Annotated in this window: 7 protein-coding genes and 1 pseudogene; 7 read left to right on the top strand and 1 reads right to left on the bottom strand. The window is 68.6% G+C overall.

The genetic code is table 11. The annotated features are described in order from the left end of the window. The 6 genes from K206_RS0112940 to K206_RS0112965 form a co-directional block, all read left to right on the top strand. On the top strand, nucleotides 1-994 hold a 994-nt coding region (locus tag K206_RS0112940), incomplete at its 5' end, for an amidohydrolase family protein (RefSeq protein WP_020202838.1). Nucleotides 995-1,037: 43 nt separating this feature from the next. Then, on the top strand, nucleotides 1,038-1,430 hold the full coding sequence (locus tag K206_RS0112945; protein ID WP_020202839.1) for a RidA family protein: 393 nt from the start codon (nucleotides 1,038-1,040) through the stop codon (nucleotides 1,428-1,430). 110 nt (nucleotides 1,431-1,540) lie between these two features. Further along, on the top strand, nucleotides 1,541-2,896 hold the full coding sequence (locus tag K206_RS0112950) for a GntP family permease (RefSeq protein WP_029043574.1): 1,356 nt from the start codon (nucleotides 1,541-1,543) through the stop codon (nucleotides 2,894-2,896). 345 nt (nucleotides 2,897-3,241) lie between these two features. Beyond that, nucleotides 3,242-3,493, top strand: a complete 252-nt coding sequence (locus K206_RS0112955) for an AbrB/MazE/SpoVT family DNA-binding domain-containing protein (protein WP_020202841.1) — start codon at nucleotides 3,242-3,244, stop codon at nucleotides 3,491-3,493. After that, nucleotides 3,487-3,837, top strand: coding sequence for a type II toxin-antitoxin system ChpB family toxin (locus tag K206_RS0112960; RefSeq protein WP_020202842.1), 351 nt, complete (start codon nucleotides 3,487-3,489; stop codon nucleotides 3,835-3,837). The genes K206_RS0112955 and K206_RS0112960 overlap by 7 nt, the downstream gene beginning before the upstream one ends. Before the next feature lie 522 nt (nucleotides 3,838-4,359). Further along, a complete protein-coding gene (locus K206_RS0112965) occupies nucleotides 4,360-4,803 on the top strand; it encodes a CBS domain-containing protein (protein ID WP_020202843.1) in 444 nt (147 codons plus the stop codon). A gap of 184 nt (nucleotides 4,804-4,987) precedes the next feature. Here K206_RS0112965 and K206_RS0112970 read toward each other — a convergent pair whose 3' ends face one another. Further along, nucleotides 4,988-5,464: an Lrp/AsnC family transcriptional regulator gene (locus K206_RS0112970; protein WP_020202844.1), complete on the bottom strand. Its 477-nt coding sequence runs from the start codon at nucleotides 5,462-5,464 to the stop codon at nucleotides 4,988-4,990. A 161-nt stretch (nucleotides 5,465-5,625) separates the two neighbouring features. On the opposite strand from K206_RS0112970, the pseudogene K206_RS0112975 reads away from it, so the two are divergent. Then, nucleotides 5,626-6,151 (top strand): annotated as a pseudogene (locus K206_RS0112975) (class II glutamine amidotransferase); the annotation flags it as partial.

The raw sequence follows: 6,151 nt of genomic DNA on the forward strand, positions 1-6,151 counted from the left end.
CGACCGCGCCGCCACGCCGGCGGAGATCGCCGCCATGCGCGCGCAGCTGGAGGCGGCGCTGGCGCACGGCGCGCTGGGCCTGTCCACGGGCCTGGCCTACGCCAGCGCGTTCAGCGCCACCACCGACGAAGTGCTGGCGCTGTCCGAGCCGCTGGCGCGCGCCGGCGCGCTCTACGCCACCCACCTGCGCAGCGAGTTCGCCGAGATCCTGGAGGCGATGGACGAAGCCTTCCGCATCGGCCGCCACGCGCGCGTGCCGGTGGTGATCTCGCACCTGAAATGCGCCGGCGTGGCCAACTGGGGCCGCAGCGGCGAAGTGCTCGACGCGCTCGAGCGCGCGCAGCGCTGGCAGCCGGTCGGCTGCGACTGCTATCCCTACACCGCCAGTTCCTCCACGCTGGACCTCAAGCAGGTCACTAGCGACTTCGACATCATGGTCACGTGGTCCGGGCCGCATCCCGGCATGGGCGGCCGCCTGCTGGCCGACATCGCCGCCGGGTGGCAGACCAGCCTGGAAGACGCCGCGCGCCGCCTGCAGCCGGCCGGCGCGGTCTACCACGGCATGGAAGACGCCGACGTGGACCGCATCCTCAGCCACCCCGCCACCGTGATCGGCTCGGACGGCCTGCCCAACGACCCGCTGCCGCACCCGCGCCTGTGGGGCGCGTTCCCGCGCGTGCTGGGCCACTACGCGCGCGACCGCGAACTGTTTCCGCTGGCCGTGGCCGTCAACAAGATGACCGGCCTGTCGGCCGAACGCTTCGGCCTGGCGCAGCGCGGCTTCGTGCGCGAAGGCTACTGGGCCGACCTGGTGCTGTTCGACGCCGCCACCATCCGCGACGCGGCCAGCTTCACCGACCCCATGCAGCCGGCCGAAGGCATCGCCGCGGTGTGGGTCAACGGCGCGCTGTCCTGGCGGCAGCGCGCGGCCACCGGCGCGCGCGCCGGCCGCTTCCTGCCGCGCGCGCGGCGCGCCGGCGACGTGGCCGGCTAGCGGCGCCGCAACCCGATTTCAGCAATCCGCTTCAGGAGTCTTCATGGAAATCAGACGATTCGGCGTGGAAGGCGGCACCGGCTCCGGTGGCCAGCACATGCCCTTTGCCCGCGCGGTCGCCGCCGACGGCTGGCTCCACGTGTCGGGCCAGGTGCCGATGGTGGCCGGCGAGGTCATCGACGGCGGCATCGTGCCGCAGACCCACCAGGCCATCAGGAACGTGCTCGCCATCCTGGCCGAAGCCGGCTACGGCCCCGAGCACGTGGTGCGCTGCGGCGTGTGGCTGGACGACGCGCGCGACTTCGCCTCGTTCAACAGGATCTTCAGGGAATATTTCGGCGCCAACCCGCCGGCACGCGCCTGCGTGCAATCGAGCATGGTGGTGGATTGCAAGGTCGAGATCGACTGCATCGCCTACAAGAAGCCGGCGGCCTGACCAGCGCCTTCCGGCAAACACCTCAACCGGCCGCCTGCGCGGCCATTTTCATAACGGACGCGGGAGAGCCCCGCCGGACCCTCCGGCGGACCCCGCAGCAAGGAGACAATATGGGCGCCGTCACCGGAACCACACTATTGCTGTACGCGCTGATCGCCGTGATCGCACTGGTCGTGCTGATCGCGAAGTTCAAGCTCAATCCCTTCATCACCCTGGTCGTCGTCTCGGTGCTGCTCGGCTTTGCCGTGGGCATGCCGATGGGCGACATCGTCAAGTCGTTCGAGGCCGGCGTCGGCGGCACGCTCGGCCACATCGCGCTGGTCATCGGGCTGGGCACCATGCTCGGCAAGATGATGGCCGAATCGGGCGGCGCCGAGCGCATCGCGCGCACGCTGATCGATTTCTTCGGCGAGAAGAACGTGCACTGGGCGATGGTCACGATCGCCTTCATCGTCGGCCTGCCGGTGTTCTTCGAGGTCGGCTTCGTGCTGCTGGTGCCGATCGCCTTCAACGTGGCCAAGCGCACCGGCACCTCGATGGTGCTGGTCGGCATCCCGATGGTGGCCGGCCTGTCGGTCGTGCACGGCCTGATCCCGCCGCACCCGGCCGCGCTGCTGGCCGTGACCGCCTACGGCGCCGACATCGGCAAGACCATCCTGTACGCGCTGATCGTGGGCATCCCCACCGCCATCATCGCCGGCCCGCTGTTCGCGCGGCTGATGGACCGCTACGTCAAGCTGCCCGACGTCAACCCGCTGGCCGCGCAGTTCACCGAGGACGAGAGCAAGGGCACGCATGAACTGCCCGGCTTCGGCATCACCATCTTCACCATCCTGCTGCCGGTGGCGCTGATGCTGATCGGCAGCTGGGCCGACCTGCTCACCGCGCCCAAGACCTTCGCCAACGACTTCCTCAAGCTGATCGGCAACTCGGTGATGGCGCTGCTGATCGCCGCGCTGGTGAGCTTCTACACCTTCGGCAAGGCGCGCGGCTTCAACCGCGAGAACATCCTCAAGTTCACCAACGAATGCGTGGCGCCCACCGCCATCATCGTGCTGGTGGTCGGCGCCGGCGGCGGCTTCGGCCGCGTGCTGCGCGACTCCGGCATCTCCAACGCCATCGTCGACGTCGCCACCGGCGCGCACGTCTCCGTGCTGCTGCTGGGCTGGCTGGTGGCCGTGCTGATCCGCATCGCCACCGGCTCGGCCACGGTCGCCATGACCACCGCCGCCGGCATCGTCGCCCCGATCGCCGCCAGCGTGCCGGGCACCCGCCCCGAACTGCTGGTGCTGACCACCGGCGCCGGCTCGCTGATCCTGTCGCACGTGAACGACGGCGGCTTCTGGCTGGTGAAGGAATACTTCAACATGACCGTGGCGCAGACCTTCAAGACGTGGTCCGTGTGCGAGACCATCATCTCGGTGGTGGCGCTGCTGCTGACGCTGGCGCTGGCCACGGTGGTCTGATACCGGCTGGCGTTGCCCGAGGCGGGACGCTCGTCCCGCTTCGGCTTCGCGGCCCGGGCTGCGACCGGGCCGCGCTCCCTCCCGTCTCCTCCCTCCCTCCCCCTTTTTCGCTGCGCGGGCGTTCGTTTCCGTGGCTGCCCTTCGCCTTCGACATCCCTCCGTGGGCGGCGCAAGCCAATGGCGGCCGGCCGCAATCAATGAGACTTGTCGCCTTGCCGGCAACTCGCGCATCGCGGATAAACAGGCCATGCCTTCCCGCGAGACGACGTATCTACAACGTAGATACGAAATTTGACCACCACAACCAGCGTATCTACAATGGCTATACATCTACTGGAGCCTGCCGTGGAACTGTCGATTCAGAAATGGGGCAACAGCGCGGCCGTGCGGCTGCCCGCCGCGCTGCTCGAACAACTCAAGGTCGCCTTGGGCGACAAGCTCACCGTCGACGTGCGCCAGGATGGCGTCCTGCTCAAGCCCGCCCGGCCCCGGTACGCACTCGAAGAACTGGTCGCGCAGTGCGATCCCGCCGCGCCGATGCCCGCGGACCTGGCTGCCTGGCACCACGCCGGGCCGGCCGGCCACGAAGCATGGTGAAGTCCGCCAGGTTCGACCGGGGCGACATCGTGCGGGTAAGCCTGAACCCCACGGCCGGCCGCGAGCAGCAGGGAGATTTCCGCCCCGCGCTCGTGCTGTCGCCCGCCGCCTTCAACGCGCTCGGCGTCGCGCTGGTCGCGCCGATCACGCAGGGTGGCGACGTTGCCCGTTTCGCCGGCTTCGCCGTGCCGCTGTCCGGGTCCGGCACCGAGACCCACGGCGTCGCGCTGGTGAACATGGTGCGCACGCTGGACCTTGAAGCGCGGGGCGCAAGGAAGGTCGAGCGCGTGCCGGCCGAAGTGGTGGAAGACGCGCTGGCGCGCCTGCAGACGATCCTGGCGTGACTGGAAAGGCCGGGCGAGCGTTTGCCGCCGCCGTCGGCCGCGCCTCCGATGCCGCCCGGCAATGTCATGCCATTGCGTGTCCATGCGTGCCGTGCCGGCATGTTCCCGTCATGACGGTGCCCCGGTGAAAGCAGCGATGCGCAGAACGGGCAATTCGCAAGGGGTGCCGATCCCGAAGCCGATCCTGGCCCGGTCGGGCCTGGGAGACGAAGTGGACATACCGGCCGAAAATGATGCGCCCGGCGCCGCGCCGCGTCCCCGTCACCCTCATGAAGCGGGACGGCTCGCTAAAGAAAGCCGGGGTCGCAGCCGACAACACAATGCTGAACAGCCTGCGAGCGTTGCAGGAGGTAGTCGCGGAATGGCGCCGGGCAGGACGGACACGGGTTGCGCCCCCTGTCCGCCCGGCCTGGCCCAGGTTGTGCCCCCGCCCCGCGTAGCGAGAATGGCCGCCCGGCCACCGGCGCCACGCGCGGGGCAATGGCAACCCCGCATGGGAAAAAGACAAACACGGAGCCAGTTGTGACCATCGATAGCATCATGTCCAGAAAGATCGTCAGCGTGGTGTTCGACGATACCTTGGCAACGGTCAAGCACATTTTCGACGAGGCGAAGTTCCATCACCTGCTCGTCGTCGAAGACGAGAGACTGCATGGCGTCGTATCGGACCGCGACCTGCTGCGCGCGGTGAGCCCGTTCATCGGCAGCAACGTGGAGTCGGCCAGGGACCTCAACACCCTCAACAAGCGCGTGCACCAGATCATGACGCGCAAGCCGATCACGTTGCGCCCCGAGGCCAGGATCCCCGATGCCATCGCGCTGTTTCTCGCTCATCGGATCTCGTGCATCCCCATCGTGGACGCGCAGTTCCGGCCGGTCGGCATCGTCAGCTGGCGGGATATTCTGCGGTGGATTTCGGATGCCCCGGCGCCCGCGGATCCCGAACCGGACGACGCCGCGGCATGAACGCCGGTGGCATCCGGCCGCCCTGCGCCTGACATCGCCTGTCGGGACGGGTGCCGGGAGCCGCGGCCGGATCGCGGCCTGACCGGAAACTCGCGCCGATGCACGGCACCGACGGCCGCCCTGGCTCGTTCAACGCCGGAGCCGCGCTGGCCGGCAGGCATCGCGGCCCGCCGGCTTCCCGGTTCTATCTTCCCGCCACCGGCGCGTTCGCCTCGAACTTGGCCCGATGCGTCGAGAAAAACGTCCGCACGTTGCGCACGTTGGACGCGCCGGCGAACAGCCGCCGCGCGAACGCATCGTAGGCGGCCATGTCGGCCATCTCCACCGTGACGATGAAATCCGGCCCCGGCGAAACCCGGTAGCACTGCGTGACCGCGGCCTCGGCGCAGATATAGGCTTCGAAGGCGTCGTGGTCCTCGGCGGTCTGGCGGTCTAGGCTGATCTCGATGATGGCGGTCAGCGGCGTGCCGGTCTGGCGCGGATCCAGCACGGCGATCTGGCGCTGGATGACGCCGCTTTCCCTGAGCCGGCGCACGCGCCGCAGGCAGGTGGGCGCCGAGGCGTGCACGCGCTCGGCGAGGTCGGTGTTCGAGATGGCCGAGTCGGCCTGCAGGATGCGGAGGATGCGCAGGTCGAGCTCGTCCAGGAAGGTGCCGGGCAATGGGGGACTCCACCAGATCAGATGAAATAAAATTTCATCACTGTTTGATGATGACTGATTATTTCATTGTTTATAGATTTAAGAAAGAAAATTACATACCGATCCCTCTACCATGCTAACCGCTGGCCCGGCCTCGGGCCGATCATGAGGGAAAAACGGATATGTGCGGAATTGTCGGGGCGGTCGCGCAGCGCGACATCGTGCCCAATCTCGTCGAGGGCCTGAAGCGGCTGGAGTATCGCGGTTATGACTCCTGCGGCGTGGCGCTGCACCAGGACCGGCAGTTGGTGCGCGCGCGCAGCGTGGACCGCGTTGCCGCCCTGCAGGCCGACATCGCCCGGCAGGCGCTGGCGGGCTACACCGGCATCGCGCACACGCGCTGGGCCACGCACGGCAAGCCGGTCACGGGCAACGCGCACCCCCACTTCTCGCCGCGCGAGGAAGCCGCGCGCATCGCGCTGTCGCACAACGGCATCATCGAGAACCACGAGGAACTGCGCGCGGGCCTGGAGGCCAGCGGCTACGTCTTCGCCAGCCAGACCGACAGCGAGGTAATCGCGCACCTGATCGACCACCTGTACGACGGCGACCTGTTCGAGGCGGTGAAGGCGGCCGTGGCGCGGCTGCGCGGCAGCTTCGCCATCGCCGTGCTGTGCCGCGACGAGCCGCACCGGCTGGGGGGCGCCC

This window comes from Cupriavidus sp. WS, from assembly GCF_000395345.1.
In the GTDB taxonomy this organism is placed as follows: Bacteria; Pseudomonadota; Gammaproteobacteria; order Burkholderiales; family Burkholderiaceae; genus Cupriavidus; species Cupriavidus basilensis_B.